This is a genomic window from Parundibacterium terreum (assembly GCF_014636315.1).
GTDB lineage: Bacteria > Pseudomonadota > Gammaproteobacteria > Burkholderiales > Burkholderiaceae_D > Undibacterium > Undibacterium terreum.
This window is the reverse complement of record NZ_BMED01000003.1, coordinates 493,586-515,854: the sequence shown is the minus strand read 5'-3', so window position 1 is coordinate 515,854 and position 22,269 is coordinate 493,586. Positions and strand designations below refer to the sequence as shown.

Sequence of the window (22,269 nt, the reverse complement as noted above, 5' to 3'; positions counted from 1 at the left end):
ACATCTAAGCCAGGTGAACCTAGTCCGCCTTATCAACTCACTCCAAGCGAAACGCCATCCGCGTCCCCGAAAAATCAATCACATCGCCATTCTCCAGCTTGAACGGCTGCGTATCGATAGACAGATCATTCACCTTGGGGAAAATAGTTCCCTCTACATGCGCAATGTAATAAGCATCCTGCTGCCGCGTAATCGCGGCGACCAGCACGCCGGGGCTGCCCAAGGTCGTCACCGGCTTATTCAGCGTCAGTTCCCGCCCCTCGTTGGTACCTGTCAGCACTTTAATCTTGGCAATGGGTAGCGTAGCCGCGGATGCCGAGCTTTCATTGACCCTGGATATGACAGGCGCCGGATTGGCCGGTTCGTCCGCCTCTATTTTAAAGCGCAGCTTGTATTTGCCGATATCGACCGTGTCATCAGTTTGCAGCAGATGCTTTTTGATGGGCTGGCCGTTGATCATGGTACCGTTGGTGCTACCCAGGTCGAGAATGAATGATCCCTGCGACGTAGTATCTACCGCCGCATGCTGGCCGCTTACGGTAAGATGGTCGATGACGACATCATTGCTGGCGCGCCGGCCTATCGTAACGCGAGGCTTGAAGAAGCTCAGCTCTTGCTGGATCAGACCGTTATAGGTGACGATGATTTTGACCATTTTTCTCTTATGGGTGTTTTATTGGTGATCAACGCTTAACTGGCAAAAATGTGGTCAATCAAGGAGCGCTGGCGCAGTTCCTTGACGCGGCATAATATGACTGAAATATTGTCGCGGCCTCCGCGGGCATTCGCACCGTGGATCAGCGCTCGGCAACACTCCTCAAGATTTACGGAAAACTGCGTCATGATGGCATGAATTTCATCATGATTGAGCATATCGGTCAATCCGTCGGAGCAAAGCAGATAGATATCCCCCTGCTCCAGCGCATGTTCCATGATATCGATTTCCATCTCATGCTGGACTCCGACCGCGCGGGTGATCAGGTTCTTGATCGGAGAAAACTGGGCGTGCTCTTCGCTGATCAGGCCAGCATCAATCTGTGCCTGCAATACCGAATGGTCATGGGTAATCTGCGTCAGATAATCCGCCCGGTAGCGATAAGCACGCGAATCGCCGACATGCCCGACCAGCAAGACATCCTGATGGAAATGGGCCACGACCACCGTCGTTCCCATGCCCGCATATTCAGAATTAAGCTGCGCTGCATCAATGACACTGTCATTGGCAGCCTGGATGGCATCATGGATCCAGCGCCTCAGCGTATTAGCCGAGGTGGGGAACAAGCTGCTCCATTGCGAACCAAGCTTGGACTTGAGCGCCTTGGCAATGACGTCGGTCGTGATAGTGCTGGCCACTTCGCCCGCGTTATACCCCCCCATGCCATCCGCGAGCACGACAAAGCTCGACTCGGGGCAGATCTCGAAAGCATCTTCATTGTGCGTTCTAACCTGTCCTATGTCGCTCAGTCCGCTGAACTCTAATACGTGCTGAAAAGGCATGAATATGGGTAAATAATTAAAATTTAGGCCGTCTTCCTGTATTTAACGGCAAAAGCACAAACTATTACAGCGATTGCACCCAATAATCCAGGTACGCTAAGCTTACCATCAAGCAAGGGTATTGTTACAAACAGATGATTCAACTTTGCTTCAAGCGCATGCTCTATAACCACATCTGCACATGCCATCGCGGCTCCCAGGTAACCTAGCAAGGCAGCGCCCATCACAATAATGACCGGAAAGCGCTGCATCAGTGCCAATACCAGGGTGCTTCCCCATACCACGATAGGGAGGCTGACGAGGATGCCAAAGATCACCAACGCAAACTGGTTTTCACCCCCCACCTGCTCGGCCGCACTGGCCACTGCCACCACATTGTCCATACTCATCACCACGTCGGCGATCATGATGGTCTTGATGGCTGTCAGCAAACGATCGGAGGCTGTTATCTCATCGTGGCCTGTGCCATCTTCCTGCAACAATTTATACGCAATCCAGAGCAGCAGCATGCCACCGATCAGCTTTACATAGGGCAATTGCAGCACCGTCACGGCAAAAGCCAGCAAGGCAATGCGAAGTGCAATCGCCCCTATCGTGCCCCAGATGATGCCGCGCAAGCGCAGATGCGGCGGCAAGTTGCGGCACGCGAGTGCAATGACGATGGCGTTGTCGCCACCCAGCATGATGTCGATCAAGACAATTTGCCCTACTGCCCACCAGTTGAGATCAAGCAAAAACTCCATGCGTCGTGTACGGCCTGAAAGATGATTGAAAAACCAAGGATAGCGTACTCCGGGCAAAATGAGCGATGCTCAGCCTATCCCATTTAAAGCAAAACGCACTTCGCGGTCTGTACGCTGTACCGCACAAACCAGTTTTTACTGGACGAATTCAATAGCGAGCATAAAAAAACAGGGAGCCTGAGCTCCCTGCTTCTTTCAAACAACAACTAAAAGCAAATTACAGCATCGCTTTCAGCAAACGCGCCATTTCAGACGGGTTCTTGGTTGCTTTGATACCGCATTCTTCCATGATGTCCAGCTTGGCTTGTGCCGTGTCGGCGCCGCCGGAGATCAGCGCACCGGCGTGGCCCATACGTTTGCCTGGAGGCGCAGTCACACCAGCGATGAAACCGACTACCGGCTTCTTCATGTTGTCGCGTACCCAGTAGGAAGCATTGGCTTCGTCCGGGCCGCCGATTTCACCGATCATGATCACAGCATCAGTATCAGGATCATCATTGAATGCTTTCATGATGTCGATATGCTTCAGACCGTTGATAGGATCGCCGCCGATACCAACAGCAGAAGATTGACCCAGACCCAGTGCAGTCAATTGACCCACTGCTTCATAAGTCAATGTACCGGAGCGGGATACCACGCCGATACGGCCTTTACGGTGGATGTGACCTGGCATGATGCCGATCTTGATTTCGTCCGGAGTGATCAGGCCTGGGCAGTTAGGTCCGAGCAGCTTGGTTTTGCTGCCGGCTTTTGCCATGCGGTCTTTCAACATCATCATGTCGCGGACAGGAATGCCTTCAGTGATACAGATGGCCAGATCCAGGTCGGCTTCTACCGCTTCCCAAATTGCTGCCGCAGCGCCTGCTGGCGGAACGTAGATCACGGAAACTGTTGCGCCGGTAGCAGCCTTGGCTTCGCTGACGTTAGCGAAAATAGGAATGCCTTCGAAATCTTCACCCGCTTTTTTCGGGTTTACGCCGGCGACGAAGCAATTCTTGCCGTTAGCGTAATCGCGACACATGCGTGTGTGAAATTGGCCGGTCTTGCCGGTAATACCTTGGGTAATGACTTTTGTGTCTTTATTGATCAGGATAGACATATCTTTTCCTTGCGATTATTTAGCTTGGGCTGCAGCAGCAACAACTTTCTGCGCTGCTTCTTCCATGGTGTCTGCGGCGATGATAGGCAAACCGGAGTCGGCCAGCATTTGCTTACCGATTTCTTCGTTAGTGCCTTTCATGCGAACGACCAGTGGTACTTGCAGGGACACTGCCTTGGATGCAGTGATAACGCCTTCTGCAATCACGTCGCAACGCATGATGCCGCCGAAGATGTTGACCAGGATGGCTTTCAGGCCTGGGTTTTTCAACATGATCTTGAACGCTTCAGTGACTTTCTCTGCAGTCGCGCCGCCGCCTACGTCCAGGAAGTTGGCTGGTTCGCCGCCGAACAACTTGATCGTGTCCATTGTCGCCATCGCCAGGCCTGCGCCATTGACCAGACAGCCGATATTGCCGTCCAGGGAGATGTATGCCAGGTCGAATTTGGATGCTTCGATTTCAGCTGGATCTTCTTCGTCCAGATCGCGGTAGGCAACGATTTCCGGTTGACGGAACAGTGCATTGGCGTCGAAGTTGAACTTGGCGTCCAGAGCGATTACTTTGCCGGAACCGGTCAGGATCAAAGGATTGATCTCAGCCAGCGAGCAGTCGGTTTCCATGAAGGCTTTGTACAGGCCTTGCAATTGCACGCGCGCATCAGCGATAGACGCGTCAGGCACGCCGATCTTGCGGGAGATATCATCGGCTTCTGCATCTTGCAGGCCTGTGCCCGGATCAATCGCGATGGAGTGGATCAGTTCTGGGTGTTTTTCAGCGACTTCTTCAATGTCCATCCCGCCTTCGCTGGATGCCATCAACACAACGCGCTGGCTGACACGGTCAGTCACCATACTGACGTACAGTTCTTTCTTGATGTCCGCGCCTTCTTCGATCAGCAGGCGGCGTACTTTTTGACCTTCAGGGCTGGTCTGATGGGTTACCAGTTGCATGCCGAGAATCGCGTTCGCATATTCCCTGACTTGTTCCAGGGATTTTGCGACTTTAACGCCGCCGCCTTTACCACGGCCACCGGCGTGGATTTGGGCTTTCACAACCCATACTGGGCCGCCTAGCGTTTCTGCCGCTTTGACTGCTTCATCAACGGTCAGACATGGAATACCGCGCGGTACTGTCACTCCGAATTTGCGGAGGATTTCTTTACCCTGATACTCATGGATTTTCATACGAGTTCCCTTCAGACACTGAGGTAGTAATAATAAAAATTAATCGTCTATACAACGAACTAATTGGACTAATTCGCGGAGGATGGTTTAATCGCCCACCGCGGGTAATATTGCGCAACCGCCGGCCCATCCAGGCGCAGCGCATGGCAACGATCGAGTTGAAACGGTTGTTTAGCTTGCTCGGAACTGCTTGCTCCGTCTCGCGTATCAATCACTTCGCCGGCAAATGCCTGCACCGCAGCAGTCGGCAGAATTTGCGCCAACTCTGTCAGGTGCGTGCAGCCATGAATACCAGACATTCTTTCCTTAACACCCTGACGGAACTGTTTTAACAGGTTCAAGCCTATCAGCTTCTTATAATCCGGGCCTATCGTATTGCAAAAACCAGGATAAGGAACGGCATCCGACACAGCCTCGGCATCGACAATGGTCAAGCCAGTGTCGATAGTGATGCGCAGGGTCAGATCATGTAAAGCGGAACCGATAGGACGTATCCCCGATGCGAGTTTGATATCGCGGGTCTTCATATCGGTGATGTGGGCGTCAAGATCCCATAACCCATCGTCGCGAGCAAACGCCTCAATGGTAATTGCGCGCGTATGCTTGAGCGCACGGCGGGTAGTGGAAGGTGATAAGGGCATAATGCCTGCAGGCGGCTATTCAGTATAAAAGAGCCACAATTGCGTGTCGCCACCGCAGCTTCTACGGTAGCAGCCGCTCTTGCGGCGCTGCAAAAAACCATAGGAGTTTAGCACAGCTAGGCGACTAACTCACCTGCTGTGTCAGTTTTCGGCGTTTTGCGCCGCGGAAAACAGCATGTCTGCGAGCTGTTTTGACAAGAATATTTGTCAGGATTTCAAGCGATTGGAGGCAAGGTCAAAATTCATCCACATCGCGCGGTGCGCGCATTGCCGTTTGTATCGCGCGGCTGGAAAATCCACGCTGCTGCAGGAATCTTGCATGTTTTGCACGCTCTGCATGATCTATGGGGGAAGCCGGGAATTTCCTGTGCAGGGTATCAATCGCGCGCTCTGCTTCGGATTCCACCAGCTCGCCTTTGACCCGGCCTATCTCCTCAGCCGGCAAACCATGGCTTTGCAATTCAGCAATGATGCGGTTATTGCCGAAGCGTGCCGAACGGCGATGCACCAAGGAGTCGGAAAAGCGTTCGGCAGACAGATATTTAGCCGCCTCCAGCATATCCAGCAAAGCCTCTATATCGTCGCCCTCTTCTGCATAGCGGGACAGTTTGCGCGCCAGCTCCATGCGGCTGTGCTCACGCATGGATAAATATCTAAGTGCCCTCGCCTTCAGGCTGATCTGCAATTTGGCCATAGTCCAAGATAATTAACGCGACGCCCAAAATCAAACGCCGACCAATCCTGCTAGGGATTGGTCGGCGCCACGATGTTGAAGGCTACTTCAACAACAGTCCGGATTCAACAATCAGGCACTGACATTTTCCGGCAACAAAGGCACGCCCAGGCTTTCACGTACTTTGTTTTCGATTTCATAAGCCAGTTCAGGATGTTCTTTCAGGAAATTACGTGCATTATCCTTGCCCTGTCCGATTTTTTCGCCGTTATAGCTATACCATGCACCCGCTTTTTCCACGATCTTGGCATCGGCACCCAGATCCAGAATTTCACCTTCGCGGGAAGTGCCTTCTCCATAAAGAATATCGAAGTGAGCTTCCTTGAATGGAGGAGCAACTTTATTCTTGACGACTTTGACTTTGGTTTCGTTACCGATCACTTCGTCACCAGCCTTGATAGAGCCGGTACGACGAATATCCAGACGCACGGAAGCGTAGAATTTCAACGCATTACCGCCAGTGGTCGTTTCAGGGCTACCAAACATCACGCCGATCTTCATACGAATCTGGTTAATAAAGATCACCAGTGTATTAGTACGTTTGATGCTGCCGGTCAGCTTACGCAGAGCCTGGGACATCAGACGTGCCTGCAAGCCTGGCAGGGAATCACCCATGTCGCCTTCGATCTCGGCGCGCGGCGTCAATGCCGCTACCGAGTCGATTACCACCAGGTCAACGCTACCGGAGCGAACCAGGGCGTCGGTAATTTCCAAAGCCTGTTCACCGGTGTCCGGCTGAGAAATCAGCAGATCGGACAAATTAACGCCGAGCTTTTGCGCATAGCCAACATCCAGTGCATGTTCTGCATCGATAAACGCGCAAGTGCCGCCCAGTTTTTGCATTTCTGCAATGGCTTGCAATGTCAGCGTCGTTTTACCTGAGGATTCCGGACCGTAGATTTCAACTACGCGGCCACGCGGCAAGCCGCCTACACCCAGTGCGATATCCAAACCAAGGGAACCTGTGGATACAACCTGCACCTCTTCCACAACAGCGCCGTCAGCCATACGCATGACCGAGCCTTTGCCGAACTGCTTTTCTATCTGCGCCAGCGCAGCAGCGAGAGCTTTGCCTTTTTCGGTGTTATCAGGTTTTCTGTCTTCCATAAATTCTTTCAGGTGTGGTGCACGGCGTATCGAGAAAACTTGTCGACCATGCAATTTAATGTAAATCGATCATCAGAGCTAATTGCTTTGCTCAGTTCTTTTGCATCTGGCGACACTGTATAAAAAAACAGTGATTTATGCAAGCACCAAATGAAAAATTTTTGAAAGCCTGTTTTACGTTGTTTTTTGATTTGGATTTGTTGTCGATTTTCACTTAAGTCTGAACTTTGTTCACTTAAGTCTGAACTCATGTACAGCTAAAATTACCTTGGTTGACAGGCGTATCTAAATTCCATCGAATTTTCTCGTTTTGGAAGGCTTTACCCCCCACGTATTCGAGATTTTTCAAAAAGAAATTTTAAAACCAACAAATTGAATCATTACAACGTATCAAATCACTAGAAATGTTTGTAAGACACATTTTGTGAGATTGTGTGATTTTTAAATTTATTTATCTATGGCAAGATACCGTAGCGTCAATTATATTCAAAGACTGCCATTACATATTTATTTGACATGACATTTTGCCAGCATATAATGCACGAACCATCGTACTAACAAGAACAAAAAAGCCGGTACATTAATTAACGGGCTTCTATCATTTCGTTCTGGCAGGATATTAATTAATTGAATCCCCTCTCCAAAAAGCAGAACGTGAAGCGTCGCCAACGGTTAAACCAAGAAAAATATCCACCATCATCTTTAATACTCCTGTTAAGCCCTGACGAATGGGAAGGATTTATTGAGGACTGCTGCCGGATAAATTTAGGTGTGGGTAAAAAATACCAGTTCGTCGCAAAGTTAGGTGGCGCTGGCGATGCTGGGCGTGACGTTGAAGCCAGATACCAATCCGATTTAGTCAAAGATGAATGGGACCTATATCAAGGCAAACGCTACCAAAGCGCCATCGGCGAATCTATTTTATATCCCGAGCTGGCAAAAGTATTCCATCACATTGGCCTAGGGACTTTCCCAGCACCCGCTAACTATTACGTTTGCGCCCCAAAAAATACCACTCCAACATTGCATGATTTGATTGCTAAGCCGACTGCCCTAAAAGCAAAATTTCTGCAGGCTTGGACCGATGGGAAAATGGGTATTGACACAAAAAACTTCCCCCTAGATAAAAATACTATGGATGCTCTCAACGCATTCGAATTTTCAAATATTCGGGAATATCCGGTAAAAGATCTTATCGACCTTCACGCTAAGAATCCTGTCAAACATGAAGCTTTATTCGGCATTGAAGTGCCGCGTGAAGAGGTCCTTGTAGCTCCAGCTGTTCCGGCAGTGATGGAGCAAATTTATTTGACTGAACTTTTGAAGGTTTACGCTGAACATTCCAGTGTTAGTGTCAATATGGAGGCCGCGTTTTCATCAGAAGCGTACGGGGAACATCTCCAAGGTTGCCGAGCTGAATTTTACAGTGCAGAGGGGCTAAAGCGATTTCGCCGTGATATCTATCCAGAAGATTTTGAAAAACTTCTAGAAGCTGTGTATGCCGGCGTGAAGCGAGTGTTGTCCAGCCCGTTGCATCAAAATGGTATGGTCCGACTCGATGCTGTGTTGAACCACGCATCTACCTTACAAATTAGCGATAATCCGCTTTCACGTCGACTGTTTCCGGCTGACCTACCAGGCGCCTGCCATCACTTGGTGAATGAAGAGAAAATGAAATGGGTAAAGTAAAGAAAAGCCAGCCGCCTCCATTCAATTCGCCGTTTGAGCTTGGCGTGCGTATGGTCTATCTTCTTAGTTGTCTTTTCCCACGTGGAGCTGACCTCCAAAAATTAGTATTGCTGGACTACGCAATTGTATATTCTGGTGATTTTGACGGACCAGAAAGCTTGCATACCCCAGTTCCATTTCGTGGGAATGAATTATATAGTCGCAGAGAGCTCATACAATCTGGGCTATATCTGATGAATACAAAGGGTCTGGTTTCTGCGCAACTCGATGAAACAGGGATTACATATTTTGCGGGCGAAAATTCCCGGTCATTGGTGGATTCAATTGGTGCAAAATATGCGCGCCATCTAAGTGATAGATGCGCCTGGGCAGCCAAGACATTCGGAGATACTGACTCTTTAAACCTAACCGAAACCTTTAGTGAGCTTGGTCATCGGTGGGGCGCTGAAATAGAAATGACGGCCGTAAAGGTAAAAAATTCATGACAATCGCATTAGAGCAATTGGTGTGCCGAGGATTTTCTGTGCCGGATGCAGTCATTGAATTTCGCCCCGCTGGCACCCTGATTAGAGGACCAAGCGATACCGGAAAGTCATATATTCGAGATTGTCTATGGTATCTCCTTGGGGGAGAGCGTGGGCCGAAGGAAATTCCACAAGACAAAGGATACGACACCCTGTTCTTGCAAATCCGAAGCGCTGACGGCGGGACCTACACAATAAAAAAAGCACTGAACGGCGGCTCTGAAGAAGTCTATGCCGCGGCAATCCATGAATTGGAATCCACTGAGGCACTCCCTGACGAAATCGGCACATTACTAGTGTCGCTAGCTGGCGCCGCCAAAGTGCAAATTCTTCGATCAATGTCGAAACGTGGCCCTCTAACTTCAGGCGATCTGCGGCACTGGTTTTTGATTTCTCAACCCACAATGATTAGCGAGAACTCAACCGCTGGAAGCCACACCGAACAACCTCAACGTCGTGCCGCATTTTGTGTATTTTTAACTGGCCAAGATGACAAAGCCATAGTCCTGGCGCCAACCAAAGAGGAAAAGTTAAGAACCAGCACGAACATTTTAAGTATTGAGCGGGACCTCCGTCGTGTCAACGCAGATATTCCCGATGGAAGCAGTAAGGCAGATATACAGGATGCTTTAAAACGGGTCGATGCTACGTTAAGTCTCCTTTCGGATCAACAACGGGAGCGTTCGACACAACTGAAAGGGATACGTGAGGCTTTAAACCGAACATCGTCAGAGTTAAGTAACGTCAAAACAAAATTGGCATATTCACAAGCGATGGCCTCCAGATTCATGCTTCTAGAAGAAAAATATCAGAGCGATTTGGACAGACTAGCTGCAATTAGTGACGGAATCGCAGTTTTTGAAACGCTAGACAATTATCCTTGTTCACTCTGCAACACACCGGTAGAGCAGCAGGTGGATAGCAGTTTCTTATCCGCCAGCGCTACGAAGAAACAAAGAGCGGCGATGAAAGCTGAAGCGTCAAAAATTGAAGCATTGAAAAAGGGACTCGCGCTAGCACTCCAGAGGGAAACGACTCTATCATCTGATCTTTCAAACGAAGAGCGTCGGTTACACGACGAACTTCAAGCAATTGAACTATCAGAAAAAAAGGCATTGGAGGCTAGCTTGCAAGAGTTCAGTGTAGACCCTAAAACACTGGCGATTTCTCGAAGTGAATTGTATTCTCAGGAAAAGCTTTTCGAGGAATTAGAAAGACTAAACGCAGAGTTGCAACGCTTAAAAAATCTCGTGCCGGCTAAAAGCGCTCCCCTTTCACGTCATACTGAATCAGACGCTATTGTTGTTGCTGGCATCGTTAAAGAACTCTTGCACCAGTGGGGGCTTCTTGAAATCGATTCAATCCAGGTCGACGCAATTGAATGTGATATCCGAATCGATGGGCGTGCACGACTAAGCTACGGTGCTGGCAAGAGAGCGATCTTCCTTGCTGCTATGTCGATTGCTTTGCTGAGGCATGCCCTGGGTAAGGGATATCCTCACCTAGGCTTTGTGGTACTTGACTCACCGATTAAATCATATTCAGACCCACTTAACAGCTCCGACGTTACTGTGTCACCAACCACTGTACGAGATTCTTTTTATGGCTGGTTGGCTAAATGGAGCGGACCTGGGCAAGTTATCGTTCTTGAAAACGAGCTAATTACAAAAGAGACAGCAGCATTATTAAAACCGACTGAATTCTTCGGTGCGTCCTCCGATGAGAGGCAAGGTTTTTTCCCAAAACAAAGGGATAATATCGAAACAGTAAACGATGGATCAAATTGACTGGAAAAATTCAGAGCTCCAAAATACCCCAACTACAGTTTTCCCAGAACTGGTCGCCGCACTGCGCGATGAAGGCGTGCTGATCGTCGGCAGCAGATTCAGCTACACGATACCAAGGGAATGGCGGCATCTGTTGAACTGGTCTGCGGCGCCGGCAGGCCGTGCCGCGCAAGGATACAGGCATTGTTCAAATACCCAGGAAACAATTCGCTAAATGCGGCCCTGGCTTCAGCGCTTGTGGCGCTTGAAGGACGGCATTGGGCAGCGCTCTTAAAGGCACTGTCGTTGGGCTACTCTCACAGGGCAGCAGCGCCCGTAGCCAACCTCATGGGCGAATTTGCGAAGATGATCGGAGAGCAAAAGAGAAACGCGATCTAGACCATGGTCTATCAGGTATGGACCGAATGGGATTGCGCCAAGGGCGAAACGCCAAGCGCACATATTTGCTCCCGCTATATATGCGCTCGATTACCCTGTAGTCATGCACTACTCGTGCCTTCCCTCTAAAGAACTCAGAGCAGAGGAAATCCCATTAAAAGGAAATATCGAAACGATAGAACAGCAATGGTTCTCCTCGGCATCGGACTAGTAACTGAAGAAACAGGCCCAAGTCCCGCCTGCGTCTGGTCCAGGATGCCATGAGCATTGCGGCTGGAAACCCTCAACTGCTTCCTCCTCCGATACTGCCCGACAACGACTTATACGCCCTCACCCGCTATCACTACCACTATGTAAACATTCACTAACTCTCTTTCCGAAGGGTCACTTCGACCTCCCGCGTAGACACCTATTCGGTCAATGAGCCTATAGTCAGCGATAGGTCGCAACTGTCCCATTTGCGCAAAGCTTGCCGTCTGATTTGGGGAGAATATTAATTCCACTGCCTGACGAACACTGCCACCCGAGCGTACGACCATTCAAATCCCAATTCCTTCGGATCTAGAGGACGACATTTATGACGATGAATTTTAGAATATCTCTCACTTTGCCGTCGGCCCTTAGATTCGCCTGCAGGTGCGTTAGCTACTAAATTGTGATAAACCTACTAATTATTTCTTGCCAACATTTAAAAAATTGTTACAATTGGTTTCATATGTTCTGGAAATACGTCTTAATTAGTCTAAATTATTAACGCTGTTCAGGGGATTCTTGCTCAGGAGAAAACATGGCGGACCAAAAAAACGTATTTATCAGTCATGTCCACAAGGATGATGGCGGCTTAAAAAAGTTGAAGGACCTCTTGGCACCTAAAGGCATGGATATTCGCGACTCGTCCATCCATACTGGAAAATTCAACAACGCACAAGATCCGCACTACATAAAGACCCAGATTCTTGCCCCAGCAATCAATTGGGCGGGTGTTTTTATTTGCTATGTTTCGCCACAGACGAAGAACAGCGACTGGGTCAACTGGGAAATCGAATATGCTGCTAAACAGGGCAAGCGCATTGTCGGCGTCTGGGAGCATGGTGAAAAAGAATGCGATCTTCCGGAAGCATTGAAGGAGTACGCCGACGCGTTAGTAGGATGGAATGGTGACGCCATCGTCGATGCAATTAATGGCAAGGACAGCTGGGAAAAGCCAGATGGCGGCCCATGTGAAGCAGTTTCGCTGAAACGTCACCCCTGCTAATGGCCCGTATCTATTCATATGTAGTACGGTATGACAGTGGGTTTGCACCGAACCCCTTTTATGGCTACTGCACTCTTGCAACGTGCAAACCAGGCATTCGCCAGCATGCGAATGTTGGTGATTGGGTAGTCGGCAGCGGAAGTAATGACCGCAGTATCAGGCGCGGCGGTCACTTGGTATATGCCATGCGAGTAACTGAGGCCATGACATTCGATGCGTATTCGACGGACCCTCGATTTCAAGCGAAACACCCCTTTCGCAATGGAAGTAGGAAACAAAGCTGTGGAGACAACATCTATTTCCGCGATGGACTAGGTGCCGGTTGGCAACAACGTGATTCCTTCCATTCGCTTCAAGATGGACAAATCAACCCCCAACATGTCCGGCGGGATACCGGCGTTAATCGTGTCTTAGTGAGCGATGATTTCGTATACTTCGGCGGCATTGGACCAAAATTTCCATTGGAACTTCGTGATAGTCAGGGCCACTCATTGTGTAAGAGCGGCATAGGGCGCTCTTGTTTCGATGAGCCCAAGTTGCTTGATGCCTTGGCTCAGTGGGTGCGAAACTTTGAAGTTAGCGGCTACCAAGGTCCGCCATACGAATGGATGACACTGCGTGGCTAATTCCATCATTCAAAATAGCGGTTCAATTTTGCTGTCGGACTATGCGATTGAAATCGCCGACACCGATGTAATTGACCCAGCCGATATCAGTCCGATCCTGCAAGGCCTTTATGGCGAAGTGGGCGGCATCATGTCCACCGCAAAGAAACTCATTCGCGAAAAAACAGCTTATCCTCAATATACCAAAGCAGCGGAGGAAGAGTTCGGAGATACACTTTGGTATCTCGCTGCGCTCTGTCGACGCTTGAATATTCATCTTGATGAATTGTTCACCGACGCTACAAGGCTAGATAATTTCAAGGCGGCTGGTGTAGCAAGCGATCTGGCTAAGGGGGGGGTTGCCTATGTGGCAGTGCCAACGTCAACCGACTCAGTAGATACAACACTCTTTCAACTTGGTCGTTCCGCTGCCGCACTGCTAGGAAATTCTCCCAAGCGTGCAGAAATCGTCTGTTTTGCGCGTGACTATCTTCGCGCACTTCACGCCGCGAAACTAAAATTTTCAGATGTTGTGCGGAGCAACTTGTACAAAGCCAGGGGAGCTTTTCTCGATCCAAATTTGGATGAGCTGATAGATTTTGACGCGGATTTTGAAATCGAAGAGCGGTTACCCAGGGAATTCCGAATTCGCATCAATCAGCGAGGCAGTGCAAGAAGTTATCTGCAGTGGCAAGGGGTTTTTATAGGAGATCCATTGACAGACAACATCTCTGACCGAGATGGGTATCGATTTCATGATGTTTTCCATTTTGCATATGCTGCTATTCTTCACTGGTCGCCCGTCATGCGGGCATTGATCAAGCACAAGCGCAAGAGCAAGCCTGCATATGACGAGGAACAAGACGGTGGCCGCGCAATAGTCGTCGAAGAAGGGCTGACTGCTTGGATATTTTCTCGAGCCAAGGAACTCAATTTCTTTGAGAATCAAGACAAAATTTCGCTAGGGATGCTGAAAACTATTAGTGAATTTGTAAGTGGCTATGAAGTGGCAAAGTGTCCGCTGAAGCTCTGGGAAAAGGCTATACTTGACGGTTATTCGGTTTTCCGTCAAATTAAAGATGCACAAGGTGGCTGGATTGTCGGAAACCGTGAGCTTCGCACGATCCGCTATGAGGCGTTTGAGTCAAAAAAATGAAATTACACCCTTTTGTTAAAGCGGTTGCCGCGTTGCGGTTTGAAAACTGCTTTAACCCATATTCCGATCGTTGCGAAGTACATGATCGTGCTGACGCGCCCCGTCGCCGCGCAGCAGCCTTATCGGCGATGCTGAACCAGGCGGAAAATGAACCAGTCGATGCGATTTGGATTGGACGAGACCTCGGATATCGCGGAGGGCGCCGGACGGGACTTGCATTGACAGATGACGTTCATATCGACCAGCATGCCAAGCGTTGGAACTTTGTTGCCAAGCGGTCTACGATGGGCTCCGCCATTGCGGAGCGGACCGCAGCGGTTATCTGGAGCAAGCTAGATCAAATTGATGCGCGGATTTTCTTGTGGAATGTGTTTCCACTTCACCCGCACGAGGCAGACCACCCGTTCACAAACCGTCAGCACAATGCCCGCGAACGCTGCGCTGGCGAGGAGCTTCTCCAGGAACTAATTGGATTGTTGAGGCCATCTCGTATTGTTGCTATCGGCAACGACGCGTCTGCCGCAGCTAATCGTGTTACGGACACCGTACCAGTGATTTGTGTCCGGCATCCTAGTTATGGCGGGCAGACTCAGTTCTTGAGGCAAATCGAAGAGCTTTACGGTTCTCCGCCCCGCACGAGATCGCTGTTCTAGACGAAGCGACTACCTCAGTGATGGCATCAAATTTTAGACTTCTTCCTTTTAATACTGATTAGGTGAGAATGGAAAAGACGGGCAAAATCAATGTCATAAAAATTCACGTCGTCACAGTGTCGAGCGGGAACGTTGGCAGTATCAAAGAAAGGCGCAGTGGCAGACATTCTTTGTTCCGTATTGAATTCTGTAGGACAGACATCCAATCCGACTTCATGGCCAAGTCGCAATCCGAACGCTGCACCGCATGGGCTGCATCTTGTCCAACGTCATGAACTTGTTCGTCTGATGGCTCACAGAGTATGGCAAGTTGGTATAGTCGCACATCTTTCTACGTCTCTCGCACTCTATGGCAATAGAACGATTCTCCAAATTGTAATTCGCTGAGTCAAGAACCGGTGTCAATTCGATCGTTCAAAAGAGAAATTCTCGTACCGGCCCCCGACAATCCAGCCACCATCTGGAGAACTCAATCAAATCGGCATGCTGGGAATGGGCCAGCATTAGATCGGGCCCAACGTTTGGGCTACCGTTAGGCTCCCTAAGCACTAGCGCAGCGTGAACATTATTGGGTATTCCTCGCAGATAGGGCAAATAATCGTCGACGAACGCGACTGGATGCAGTTCCCTCAATGCCGCCGCTTTTGGGCTTATGACACTTTCGAGACTTTCCGTAACGATTACCCGTTCGATTGGAAAACCACAATCTCGCAAGTTTTTCAGACGCGCCGCTTCATATCGTTTGTCCATCGCACTGACGCAAACAAGTTGATAGCCGGCTTTACGCAATGCCAAACATGCCTCGACGGCCCCACTGATAGCGGGAATTTCAGACCAAAATTGTTGATCGAAGTAAGCTCGAAAGTGAGCTAGCTCATTGCCTTCCAATTTAAGCACGTCCCATCGATCGATAGGCCAATATGCCAATGGATCACGCTCCGACGGAAGTGTGTTGAACGCTTTATCCCAAGCGCGCCGGTAGGCCAGGTTGTAATCAAGAAGAACGCCGTCAGCATCAAGAGCAATAATAGGTTTCATTGCACTGCATTACCTATGTCAATATGAACCAACACTTGTTAGACATCGGCATGCGCATGCTAGCGGAGCCGATTCTGCATCTTTGCATCTCGTGTTGACGGTCTACGCGGGAGTTTACTGAAGTATCAGCTTTGACATTTTTGCAAAATCTTTGCAGCGGAAACCTAATTTATAGCCCGCCCAGCTCAAGATGCTTAGTAGCCAAAATAACTCACATGCACCAACGATGGCGCATCGTGGAACGCACTCGTCTCGAAAAACGAAACTTACTCCAATCGACGCACATAGCGCTGCCGGCAATCCTGTAACCAACATGAAACCGAGTCCACCGCGTCTGATAGCAAGAGCATGTGGCGAAATAGATATCGCCCCCTGCCTGGATATCGTCACAACGGTATCACCGAGGAAGTTTCGGACATCTTTCGCTGCGAGTTGAAATTCATGCTGACATCTCGCTATCCTGGCAAGCCATTCGCGATTCAAGCCAACGCCATATCTGCATAGCGCATATGCGTGGATCAACTCACACATTGAAATTTCGAGCCCTTCGGCCCCAGGCGTCTCGTTTAGCAAATCGAAAAATTTAGACCGCTTATAGTAGAAACGTAGAAATCTAATCGGGTGTAAAAGAATTTCAAAACTGGTAGGCACATATTGCTCGGCCCTGGCGAGCACGGTCCGCTCCCAATCCGTGAATGCAGGGAAGGATCCTAATGCATGCAAAAGAGCATTTGATAAAAATCGGGCATCCCGTTGTCTTTTTAAAAGCTGAACAAAACTAAAAAAACGAAATCTCATGGTCCGGCGCCAGATTGTCAGTCCACTTCTACCGTACTAGCGGCAATTGGTGCCGAGCCGAGTTTAGAGTGCTGAGACAGGATAGAACGATAAAAATGTAGAAGCGCCTGGGTCATGACGTGTTTGTCCGGCTGAGCTTCCAGCTTAATGACCAAATCAAGCATCAATTCGACTGCTTGCTCCATTGCTGATATGTCGAACTGCTCATTTGGGCGATCTCCCGTCAGTACGTACACCACATCTACGCCAACCTCTCGGAGCCTCATCAGCACATCAGCAGTAGGGGTTCTATCCCCTAATTCATAGTGAATTCCAGTGAGTCGCCCGACGCCAATCGCGGATGCCATAGCCGCTTGGGTCATACCAAGGCGCTCCCGCTCTTCCTTGAGCCGGCGACCTAGCTTTTGTTGGCGATCGCTTTTTTCCATTATGAGAGTATACCACTTCCTCATTAATATTGATAAAATGAATCCAATTTTATACTTTTGTATTTTTTTGAATTCTTCTATATGGAGTGTGGATATGTATCAGCTTGACCCCGCCCTAGTGCGCCGCGCGCGAGAAGATTTCATATTACGAGGGGAAAGCGTGGCAGATTGGGCGCGATCTAACGGATTTAACCTGCAGATGGTGTACCGGATTCTCAGCGGCAAAAGTAAGGCAATGCGAGGACAAAGTCACCATATCGCAGTAAAACTTGGCATTAAGCCAATATCCGAAGGTAGTAAAAGAGAGGAATAAAAACCTAGCCCAGGCGATGCATGAATCACCTTTAACAGTTTGAAAGGATAAACTATGGTCAGAAAATAAAAACGCCGATCTCCAAAACAGCAAGACCGGCGCAGTATGGAAGCGATGCTCCACGTGTGGTGCGTCAAGTATCTCTTCCTACACTTCCCCTGTCAAGCCCCCTTGCGCCCCAATTTTTCATTGGGGCTGCCCCCTCTTTGTCTAAATTATTGCAAGGCAACATATGAAGCCGAAACGCAAGGTCGTAACGCGCTCGCCGCATCGAACAGTGGGGTTAGTCGCATGTACTTGGCTGCAACCTGAACCCGTTGAGTATGAGAGTCAGTTAGAGCGCCGCTTTGTTCAACGCATGTTACTCACCCCAGGCGTCAGTAGGATAGTTGATCAGCCATTCAAAATCGCCTATGGGGACAACTGCGAAAAATCCTATACACCGGATTTTTTGATCACCTTATCCTCAGGGCAAAAATTTGTCGTCGAAGTTAAGCCAGAAAAATTTGTGGCTAAATTTGCCGATATGTTTGACCAGATCATTCCGATTTTGCGGGAAAAAGACCTCCCTTTCTTAGTCGTGACTGACCAAATGATTGACGTTGGCGATTTACCTGAAACCATCGAACTCTTGCTTCGATACGCTCGAAGTTCTGTCTCGTCGGAGATTTTTGATCGGGTGAAAAAATCTTTCAATACATCAGAACCTCAATCCATCTCGCAACTAGTGAGGTCCGCCGAAGTTAATCTCGCAGTGGTATTTCATTTTCTGGGCAGGCGCCTCCTTACGTTTCTGAATGACATATCTCTCTCGCCTGACACCTTAATCAATCCCTATTTTCTGAAAGAAGATCATGAGAATGTTTGCATTCCAAGTTGGCTTAACGCTGCGGCGTGGAACCCAGACGCTAGAATTCATCAGGCAACTGGAGCAGAATCAAGTGCAGTTCGAAGATACGATCACGCGCCGAAGTTACACATGGCCCATCGCTGACGTCACTAAGCAGATTTTAAACAATGAACTTCACGTCGTAGGCGCTTCAGATTCAAAGGATGTCGCCACCGCCGACGCGCCGTCCTTCTTGACTAGCATTGATTCCTTACCTGCAAAATATAAGGAACAACTGCTTTTCAGAGTACGTATCATAAAATGGATTAAAAAAAATGGCGCATCTCGTGGGCAACGACGAATCATCGAGCGATTGCTGAAAAAATTTCCGATCGAAGAGAGTGACACACAATCTCTACCCACCGCATCGACGGCGATGAGTTGGGTAAGGGACTGGGATGAGTCTGGAGGAAATGTTGCCGCCATTGTCACCAAAAATTTTCAGAGAAAGCGCCTGAAAAAATACTCTGAAAGTGTAGAAGCTGAAATTAACAAGGTACTTCTAAAAAGTTACTTTATTCGTACCAGGCCATCTCTGCAAAACGCGGCAACAATTTTGCGAAGGAATTTGGAAAACCTGGCCCAAAAAGGCGTAATTACTGCAGAAGATACGATCGTGAGCAGCTCAACGCTGCGCCGACGCGTGAACGAGGTTGACCCCTACTATCGAGACGTCCATCGATACGGTGCCAGCTACGCAAAAAATAAATGGCGCTATTCACTGGCTGGAACTCAAGCAGTGCGCGCACTCCAACGTTTGGAGGTAGATCACACTATCCTGGACTTTGTAGTGATAGCCGACTCAACTGGCATACCGCTGGGACGTCCTATCATTACCATCATCGTCGACGCGTTCAGCGGCTATTTGGTCGGATTTTACATTTCGTTCTCGGGCGCGGGTCTGGCGGCGGTCCTCAATGCAATGAAGGTGGGGCTAATGCCGAAGACTGCATTTACCTCCAACGCCCCCTTTCTAACTCAAGAATGGTTCGGCTACGGGGTCGGCGAATTATATGTGGTGGACAACGGACTTGAATTTCATTCAATCCAGTTTGTGTCAGCCGCATTGGAGATAAATACTGATATCCAGTATTGTCCTGTGCGCCAGCCCTGGTTTAAGCCTGGCGTGGAAAGGTTCTTCGGTGAGCTCGGCCACCATCTTCCACCACAAGGGAAAGTGGTCAAGCCTGTCGCGAACTGCATTCCGATGGACCCGAGAGAGAGCGCAAGAATTACTTTTAGCGATCTCTGCAAAGGTCTACTCCAATTCTTTGTCGATGTTCATCCACTTAAAGTTCATTCAAGAACACTAGCCAGGCCTATCGACCTGTTTCGGGAAAGTTTTGAACAGATTCCCCCTCCCCTTCTCCCGACAAATCTTGAAAAATTAGGGCTCATAGCGGCACATCAAAAAATGCTCACTGTCGGAAATGAAGGCATTGTAATGCCGGGTCTCCGATTCAACTCACATGAACTCCAAGCGGAACGAAGAAAGCTGGCACCCAGTTTCAAAACGTCGGTGAAGTACGATCCAGAAAATCTAGGATTCGCCTACGTCCAACATCCAAAGTCTCTGGAATGGCTGCATGTTCCGAATTGCCATCCCGAATACGCAGACAATCTTTCCATGATTCAGCACAAGGCTGTTCGTGTGCACATGAAGCAAATGGCGATCGATAAAGGCCATTACGACGCCTATTTCACCGCTAAGGCAGACCTTATCGACAAATGGCAATCGTTGGCCCGCGGGCAAAAGTTGACTCGGGATACAAAATCTGCAATTCAATTCGCCGGTTTAAGCAGCACTAAATCTCTTCAAGGCGGCGAGCTGCCAGCGCCGCAAACTCAATTGGTCTCCAAGAACGAGATCACTCACGACGATCTTATCGTTCCACAATTTGAAGCCTTTGTCCTGGACTAAATCATGACCACACCAAATTTCGAGCAAATTACCCAGCAAATTAACATGATCACTGTCATGCATACGCAATTTAAAGCCGCCTATGAGGGCATATTACAGCTAGTCGAGCAAAGCATTATGTCTGCCTTGCCACTTGGTGGCAGCGTTGTTGCGCCGACGGGATCTGGGAAAACACACTTAATCAAGAGTATCGAGCGAAAATTCACTCAAAACACGGATTTGATAGATCCTAGCAGCGCCGTGGTCGTTATTTCTGCGTCTTCATCCCCATCAAGTGGCTCGATGATTGATCGTAGCTTGCAACAACTGGGACATCCGCCAGGGATTAGAAGCATAAAATTACAGGACCTCCGGCAGTCGCTATTGATGCAAGCATTTCAGGACCGTGGTGTCAGGCTACTCATCATCGATGAATTTCAACATCTCTTTCGCGGACGACGAGATATTCAGGCCAGCGAGATCACCGATTTACTCAAAGAAATGATGGACGTCACCGGCGTACCTATTTTTGTATTCGGAACCGATGAGTTGGGAGACCTGGCGCATCTCGACGAGCAATTTGCATCTCGTCTGCCGGCGCGTTTCCAGATTCGTCCTTTCGCCAAGGGCGAAGAATGGAAAGGCTTTTTACAGGCGTTTCACGAACAAAGTGAATTTATCAATATCAGCTCCCTGTCCACGTTAGCAAAACAATTGCATTATGCCTCATCAGGCTCGCCTAGAACGCTGAAATTTCTCATCAACGCGGCCGTCAAAGAAGCACTCGTTCAAGGAAAGTTGACAGTTGAGCGTTGTCACTACAGTGAAGCATTTTCGGCAGTATTCGGGCCGTTTGGCGCACTAAAAAATCCATTTAACTAATGGCTAGTCCGATCCTTTCCGTCAGGGATCATCCTCATTCGGATGAGTCTCTGATGGGATTCACCTTACGTTTGTCTGAAGCCAACCATTTCTCTGGAATGCAATGGTTGGCGGAGGTTTTTCACGTAGGGCGAATTCATCACCTATCGGCCCGACATGCACCTTTAATTGCATGGCTATTTGGTTCTGAACCACAGAAATTTCATGCGTTACACGCCACTCTTCACAAAAAAAATGGTCGCTCAATATTATTTGCCTTTGGACATCTCATAACAAGGCCTTATCTCATGCGGTTACGAAGGCCGCAGGTTTGCATAGAATGTTTGGCCGAATTTGGATACGTCAAATGCCTGTGGGATTTTGTCCTTGTAACTTGCTGCCCCATCCACAGAACCATGTTGAAAGAGTCTTGTGACGCATGCAATATGAACTTGAGCTGGAATAGGCCTGGAATATCTAAGTGCCGATGTGGGCACGACATACGTCTTGGATCTTCCGAAGGGGCGAGTAACGCCTGCATCGCCTACTCTCAATGGATGGCGTTACGACTCGTGGACGTCTCGAATTCCCGAAGCGCCATTATTTCAGAGAGCCCCGTACTGTCACTATTTTCTGATATGTCGGTCGACGGCGCCTCCCGGATTATTTGGGCAACCGGCATCAATGCCTCCGCCCTAGAAACCATAGCAGCAGGTAAATCTAAAAAAGATCTGAGTACCCTGCAGGCAAGTCGATGTGTAGAGCGAAGCATCCAACGACTTCATGAAATTCAAAAAACGCAAAATTTCGCAAACATTCGCCCTGCTTTTGTCAGCAGCAGTCTGCTTTCAATATTAGAGGACGGCCTCTGCGACAGTGACATACGGTTTGCAAGAGGATTATTACTGGAAGGAAAACTGCGAGAAAACCCGAAAGCCAGTCTTCTTCATTTAAATCCTTTATCACAAATAAAATTATTCTAAGGAACCG

The 22,269-nt window shown here is 48.9% G+C and carries 24 protein-coding genes; 13 read left to right on the top strand and 11 right to left on the bottom strand.

Translation table 11 applies throughout. The features are described 5' to 3' along the window. Window positions 1–37: 37 nt before the first annotated feature. From IEW12_RS17060 to recA, 8 genes are all read right to left on the bottom strand, one after another. Window positions 38–655 carry an FHA domain-containing protein gene (locus IEW12_RS17060; protein WP_188567275.1) on the bottom strand — a complete coding sequence of 206 codons (618 nt, stop codon included), beginning with the start codon at window positions 653–655 and terminating at the stop codon, window positions 38–40. 35 nt (window positions 656–690) lie between these two features. After that, window positions 691–1,497 carry a Stp1/IreP family PP2C-type Ser/Thr phosphatase gene (locus tag IEW12_RS17055; protein ID WP_188567274.1) on the bottom strand — a complete coding sequence of 269 codons (807 nt, stop codon included), beginning with the start codon at window positions 1,495–1,497 and terminating at the stop codon, window positions 691–693. Between the two features lie 23 nt (window positions 1,498–1,520). Continuing rightward, a complete protein-coding gene (locus IEW12_RS17050) occupies window positions 1,521–2,240 on the bottom strand; it encodes a TerC family protein (protein WP_188567273.1) in 720 nt (239 codons plus the stop codon). Window positions 2,241–2,457: 217 nt separating this feature from the next. After that, window positions 2,458–3,339: a succinate--CoA ligase subunit alpha gene (gene sucD / locus IEW12_RS17045; RefSeq protein ID WP_188567272.1), complete on the bottom strand. Its 882-nt coding sequence runs from the start codon at window positions 3,337–3,339 to the stop codon at window positions 2,458–2,460. Between the two features lie 15 nt (window positions 3,340–3,354). Further along, window positions 3,355–4,539: an ADP-forming succinate--CoA ligase subunit beta gene (gene sucC / locus IEW12_RS17040; protein WP_268237254.1), complete on the bottom strand. Its 1,185-nt coding sequence runs from the start codon at window positions 4,537–4,539 to the stop codon at window positions 3,355–3,357. A 53-nt stretch (window positions 4,540–4,592) separates the two neighbouring features. Continuing rightward, on the bottom strand, window positions 4,593–5,165 hold the full coding sequence (locus IEW12_RS17035; RefSeq protein WP_188567270.1) for a DUF2889 domain-containing protein: 573 nt from the start codon (window positions 5,163–5,165) through the stop codon (window positions 4,593–4,595). 235 nt (window positions 5,166–5,400) lie between these two features. Next, window positions 5,401–5,859, bottom strand: a complete 459-nt coding sequence (gene recX, locus IEW12_RS17030; RefSeq protein ID WP_188567269.1) for a recombination regulator RecX — start codon at window positions 5,857–5,859, stop codon at window positions 5,401–5,403. Between the two features lie 111 nt (window positions 5,860–5,970). Continuing rightward, on the bottom strand, window positions 5,971–7,005 hold the full coding sequence (gene recA / locus IEW12_RS17025) for a recombinase RecA (RefSeq protein WP_188567268.1): 1,035 nt from the start codon (window positions 7,003–7,005) through the stop codon (window positions 5,971–5,973). Window positions 7,006–7,632: 627 nt separating this feature from the next. Here recA and IEW12_RS17020 point away from each other — a divergent pair. From IEW12_RS17020 to IEW12_RS16985, 8 genes are all read left to right on the top strand, one after another. Further along, a complete protein-coding gene (locus IEW12_RS17020) occupies window positions 7,633–8,694 on the top strand; it encodes an ABC-three component system protein (protein WP_188567267.1) in 1,062 nt (353 codons plus the stop codon). Continuing rightward, entirely contained in the window at window positions 8,682–9,179 is a 498-nt protein-coding gene (locus tag IEW12_RS17015; RefSeq protein WP_188567266.1) for an ABC-three component system middle component 2, read from the top strand. The genes IEW12_RS17020 and IEW12_RS17015 overlap by 13 nt, the downstream gene beginning before the upstream one ends. Continuing rightward, the gene (locus tag IEW12_RS17010) at window positions 9,176–11,005 is read left to right on the top strand and encodes an AAA family ATPase (RefSeq protein ID WP_188567265.1); all 1,830 of its coding nucleotides are present in this window, start codon (window positions 9,176–9,178) and stop codon (window positions 11,003–11,005) included. The genes IEW12_RS17015 and IEW12_RS17010 overlap by 4 nt, the downstream gene beginning before the upstream one ends. Continuing rightward, complete coding sequence (locus tag IEW12_RS17005) at window positions 10,992–11,219, top strand: hypothetical protein (protein WP_188567264.1); 228 nt, start codon at window positions 10,992–10,994, stop codon at window positions 11,217–11,219. The genes IEW12_RS17010 and IEW12_RS17005 overlap by 14 nt, the downstream gene beginning before the upstream one ends. A gap of 951 nt (window positions 11,220–12,170) precedes the next feature. Next, a complete protein-coding gene (locus tag IEW12_RS17000; RefSeq protein WP_188567263.1) occupies window positions 12,171–12,638 on the top strand; it encodes a TIR domain-containing protein in 468 nt (155 codons plus the stop codon). After that, entirely contained in the window at window positions 12,638–13,264 is a 627-nt protein-coding gene (locus tag IEW12_RS16995; RefSeq protein WP_188567262.1) for an Nmad2 family putative nucleotide modification protein, read from the top strand. The genes IEW12_RS17000 and IEW12_RS16995 overlap by 1 nt, the downstream gene beginning before the upstream one ends. After that, complete coding sequence (locus IEW12_RS16990) at window positions 13,257–14,399, top strand: nucleoside triphosphate pyrophosphohydrolase family protein (RefSeq protein WP_229751174.1); 1,143 nt, start codon at window positions 13,257–13,259, stop codon at window positions 14,397–14,399. The genes IEW12_RS16995 and IEW12_RS16990 overlap by 8 nt, the downstream gene beginning before the upstream one ends. Further along, a complete protein-coding gene (locus IEW12_RS16985) occupies window positions 14,396–15,052 on the top strand; it encodes a uracil-DNA glycosylase (RefSeq protein ID WP_188567261.1) in 657 nt (218 codons plus the stop codon). Before IEW12_RS16990 ends, IEW12_RS16985 begins: the two co-directional genes overlap by 4 nt. 414 nt (window positions 15,053–15,466) lie before the next feature. On the opposite strand, the gene IEW12_RS16980 is transcribed toward IEW12_RS16985, so the two are convergent. From IEW12_RS16980 to IEW12_RS16970, 3 genes are all read right to left on the bottom strand, one after another. After that, entirely contained in the window at window positions 15,467–16,090 is a 624-nt protein-coding gene (locus IEW12_RS16980) for an HAD family hydrolase (RefSeq protein ID WP_188567260.1), read from the bottom strand. A gap of 114 nt (window positions 16,091–16,204) precedes the next feature. Next, complete coding sequence (locus IEW12_RS16975) at window positions 16,205–16,888, bottom strand: hypothetical protein (protein ID WP_188567259.1); 684 nt, start codon at window positions 16,886–16,888, stop codon at window positions 16,205–16,207. Window positions 16,889–16,905: 17 nt separating this feature from the next. Further along, entirely contained in the window at window positions 16,906–17,316 is a 411-nt protein-coding gene (locus tag IEW12_RS16970) for a helix-turn-helix domain-containing protein (protein WP_188567258.1), read from the bottom strand. Window position 17,317: 1 nt separating this feature from the next. Between IEW12_RS16970 and IEW12_RS16965 the strand changes: the two genes are divergently transcribed. The 5 genes from IEW12_RS16965 to IEW12_RS16945 all read left to right on the top strand — a co-directional run bounded on the left by IEW12_RS16965 (window position 17,318) and on the right by IEW12_RS16945 (window position 22,262). After that, a complete protein-coding gene (locus tag IEW12_RS16965; RefSeq protein ID WP_308789140.1) occupies window positions 17,318–17,629 on the top strand; it encodes a DNA-binding protein in 312 nt (103 codons plus the stop codon). Window positions 17,630–17,861: 232 nt separating this feature from the next. Continuing rightward, window positions 17,862–18,623, top strand: a complete 762-nt coding sequence (locus tag IEW12_RS16960) for a TnsA endonuclease N-terminal domain-containing protein (protein WP_188567257.1) — start codon at window positions 17,862–17,864, stop codon at window positions 18,621–18,623. Then, window positions 18,571–20,439 carry a TnsB C-terminal domain-containing protein gene (locus tag IEW12_RS16955; protein ID WP_188567256.1) on the top strand — a complete coding sequence of 623 codons (1,869 nt, stop codon included), beginning with the start codon at window positions 18,571–18,573 and terminating at the stop codon, window positions 20,437–20,439. The genes IEW12_RS16960 and IEW12_RS16955 overlap by 53 nt, the downstream gene beginning before the upstream one ends. A gap of 3 nt (window positions 20,440–20,442) precedes the next feature. Next, entirely contained in the window at window positions 20,443–21,300 is an 858-nt protein-coding gene (locus tag IEW12_RS16950) for a TniB family NTP-binding protein (protein ID WP_188567255.1), read from the top strand. After that, window positions 21,300–22,262 (top strand): TniQ family protein, encoded by a 963-nt coding sequence (locus IEW12_RS16945; RefSeq protein ID WP_268237250.1) that lies wholly within the window; start codon window positions 21,300–21,302, stop codon window positions 22,260–22,262. The genes IEW12_RS16950 and IEW12_RS16945 overlap by 1 nt, the downstream gene beginning before the upstream one ends. The last annotated feature ends 7 nt before the right edge of the window (window positions 22,263–22,269 follow it).

Bases quoted from the DNA above. Each gene is read 5' to 3' on its own strand.
- IEW12_RS16970 (WP_188567258.1), bottom strand. From the start codon at position 17,316: ATGGAAAAAAGCGATCGCCAACAAAAGCTAGGTCGCCGGCTCAAGGAA.
- recX (WP_188567269.1), bottom strand. From the start codon at position 5,859: ATGGCCAAATTGCAGATCAGCCTGAAGGCGAGGGCACTTAGATATTTA.
- IEW12_RS16975 (WP_188567259.1), bottom strand. From the start codon at position 16,888: ATGAGATTTCGTTTTTTTAGTTTTGTTCAGCTTTTAAAAAGACAACGG.
- IEW12_RS17035 (WP_188567270.1), bottom strand. From the start codon at position 5,165: ATGCCCTTATCACCTTCCACTACCCGCCGTGCGCTCAAGCATACGCGC.
- IEW12_RS17060 (WP_188567275.1), bottom strand. From the start codon at position 655: ATGGTCAAAATCATCGTCACCTATAACGGTCTGATCCAGCAAGAGCTG.
- IEW12_RS17015 (WP_188567266.1), top strand. From the start codon at position 8,682: ATGGGTAAAGTAAAGAAAAGCCAGCCGCCTCCATTCAATTCGCCGTTT.
- IEW12_RS17050 (WP_188567273.1), bottom strand. From the start codon at position 2,240: ATGGAGTTTTTGCTTGATCTCAACTGGTGGGCAGTAGGGCAAATTGTC.
- IEW12_RS16965 (WP_308789140.1), top strand. From the start codon at position 17,318: ATGAGAGTATACCACTTCCTCATTAATATTGATAAAATGAATCCAATT.
- sucD (WP_188567272.1), bottom strand. From the start codon at position 3,339: ATGTCTATCCTGATCAATAAAGACACAAAAGTCATTACCCAAGGTATT.
- IEW12_RS17010 (WP_188567265.1), top strand. From the start codon at position 9,176: ATGACAATCGCATTAGAGCAATTGGTGTGCCGAGGATTTTCTGTGCCG.
- IEW12_RS17000 (WP_188567263.1), top strand. From the start codon at position 12,171: ATGGCGGACCAAAAAAACGTATTTATCAGTCATGTCCACAAGGATGAT.
- IEW12_RS16950 (WP_188567255.1), top strand. From the start codon at position 20,443: ATGACCACACCAAATTTCGAGCAAATTACCCAGCAAATTAACATGATC.
- IEW12_RS16945 (WP_268237250.1), top strand. From the start codon at position 21,300: ATGGCTAGTCCGATCCTTTCCGTCAGGGATCATCCTCATTCGGATGAG.
- IEW12_RS16980 (WP_188567260.1), bottom strand. From the start codon at position 16,090: ATGAAACCTATTATTGCTCTTGATGCTGACGGCGTTCTTCTTGATTAC.
- IEW12_RS16995 (WP_188567262.1), top strand. From the start codon at position 12,638: ATGGCCCGTATCTATTCATATGTAGTACGGTATGACAGTGGGTTTGCA.
- recA (WP_188567268.1), bottom strand. From the start codon at position 7,005: ATGGAAGACAGAAAACCTGATAACACCGAAAAAGGCAAAGCTCTCGCT.
- IEW12_RS17005 (WP_188567264.1), top strand. From the start codon at position 10,992: ATGGATCAAATTGACTGGAAAAATTCAGAGCTCCAAAATACCCCAACT.
- IEW12_RS16985 (WP_188567261.1), top strand. From the start codon at position 14,396: ATGAAATTACACCCTTTTGTTAAAGCGGTTGCCGCGTTGCGGTTTGAA.
- IEW12_RS17055 (WP_188567274.1), bottom strand. From the start codon at position 1,497: ATGCCTTTTCAGCACGTATTAGAGTTCAGCGGACTGAGCGACATAGGA.
- IEW12_RS16960 (WP_188567257.1), top strand. From the start codon at position 17,862: ATGAAGCCGAAACGCAAGGTCGTAACGCGCTCGCCGCATCGAACAGTG.